1 protein-coding gene is annotated in these 1,906 nt (G+C 27.5%); it reads left to right on the top strand.

The window, feature by feature from the left end; all coding sequences use genetic code 11:
• Window positions 1–232: 232 nt before the first annotated feature.
• Window positions 233–1,348 carry an IS110 family RNA-guided transposase gene (locus BUA62_RS11220; RefSeq protein ID WP_200782461.1) on the top strand — a complete coding sequence of 372 codons (1,116 nt, stop codon included), beginning with the start codon at window positions 233–235 and terminating at the stop codon, window positions 1,346–1,348.
• Window positions 1,349–1,906 lie beyond the last annotated feature (558 nt).

Raw genomic sequence — 1,906 nt, forward strand, 5'->3', positions numbered from 1 at the left:
AACTATTAATAATAAAATATATAGCTAAAAACACATAAATCAATATAAATAAAATATATTTACTTTTCAAAGAGCATATAAATAATAATAATAATAATAATCAATAACAATAATATAATTATTCTATACTAATTATACGAGCATTCCTGTAAGGAAAAATAAGAATTGAAAAAAGGAACGCCTCCTGGTAATATATAAATAGAGGAAAAAACCAAAACCAGGAGGCGATAAGATGAAGCAAAAAATATTAAGGATACATGAAAAGACATTAATAGTAGGAATAGATGTTGCAAAAAATACACATTGGGTAAGAATAATGGATCACAAAGGGATAGATGTAATAAAACCCTTCAAAATAAATAATAACATAAAAGGGATAAAAAGTCTAGAGGAAAAAATAAAAAAAACAAAAGAAAAGAATAAAAAGAAAAAAGTAATAATAGGGATGGAACCATCCGGACATTATTGGAAAGCATTAGCCTGGCAAATAAAATTAAAAAGCATAGGAGATGAATTGGTAATAGTAAATCCACATCACGTAAAAAAAAGCAAAGAATTAGACGACAATTCACCAGAAAAAAGTGATAGGAAAGATGCAGGAATAATAGGGAGATTAATACGAGATGGAAGATTTTTTGATGTGTATTTACCAGAAAAGGAATATGCAGAATTAAGAATAATAAGTAGAAGTAGAGAGCAGTTAGTAAATAAAAGAAGAAATGCAAAAAATGCAGCAATAGCAGTAATAGATGAATATTTTCCAGAATATAACAAAATATACAAAAACATATTTTCAGAAGGATCAATAGAAATAATAAAAAAATACGCGATACCAGAAGAAATAAAAAAAGTAGGGATAGAAGAAATAGAAAAAGATTTAAAAAAAGCGACCCAGGGAAGAGATTGGAAAAATAGGGCGCAAAAGATATATGAAGCAGCAAAAAACACAATAGGAGTAAAAGAAGGGCAAAGGGCTGCAAAAATAAAAATAAGGATGTTAATAGAAGAGATAGAGTTCATAACAAGACAAATAGAAAAATTAGAAGAAGAAATGAAAAGATTGATGAAAGAAATAGGATTAAGTGAATACTTAGAAAGTATAGATGGAATAGGGCCAATAATAGCGGCAACATTCATAGGAGAAGTAGGAGATATAGAAAGGTTCAAAAGCTGGAAACAAATAAGGAAATTAGCTGGATTGAACCTATATGAAAAAAGTTCAGGACAACAAAAAGGAAAAACAAAAATAACAAAACGGGGACGGCCATTATTAAGGAAAATAATATACTATGCAGGAGAATCAGGAAAAAGGCACAATACAGAAATGAAAAAAAGTATGAAGAATTAAGAAAAAGAGAAAAAAATCCACTAAAAAAGGCACAAGCAATAATAGCAATAGGATTAAAAATGCTAAGAATAATGTATAGAATAGCAAAAAACAAAGAGGAGTACAAAGCAGAAAAAGTATATGTATAGGTAAGCAAAAAGCTGAACATCCCCATAAGGAGAAAATCCTGAACACGAGAAAAAGCAAGCTCACCATACCTCAAATAGAACGAAGGAATGTAAGAACACAAAAAAAGTGATTCTGGTGGACATAAGAGGGTGAATTTGAGGAGAAAAGAATGGTGAGGAAATATAAAAATATTAAAATATAAATAAAAAAGTGAGGTAATAAAAAAAATAAAGCAATGAAAATCATATAAATAAATCTGTAATGACAAAGATGAAAATAAACTCTTTTTAAAATAAAAAAGAGAAAATATATTATTTTCAAAAAACTAAGGAAAAACAAGTATCAGGAGGTTAGTTGAGAATATTCTTATGAAGAGGGGAATATGAATAATTATATAAAACTACAAAATAATCTAACAGAATTAAATTTAATAAATATAAAAACCAATCT

Origin of the sequence: Marinitoga hydrogenitolerans DSM 16785, from assembly GCF_900129175.1 — a bacterium.
Classification (GTDB): domain Bacteria; phylum Thermotogota; class Thermotogae; order Petrotogales; family Petrotogaceae; genus Marinitoga; species Marinitoga hydrogenitolerans.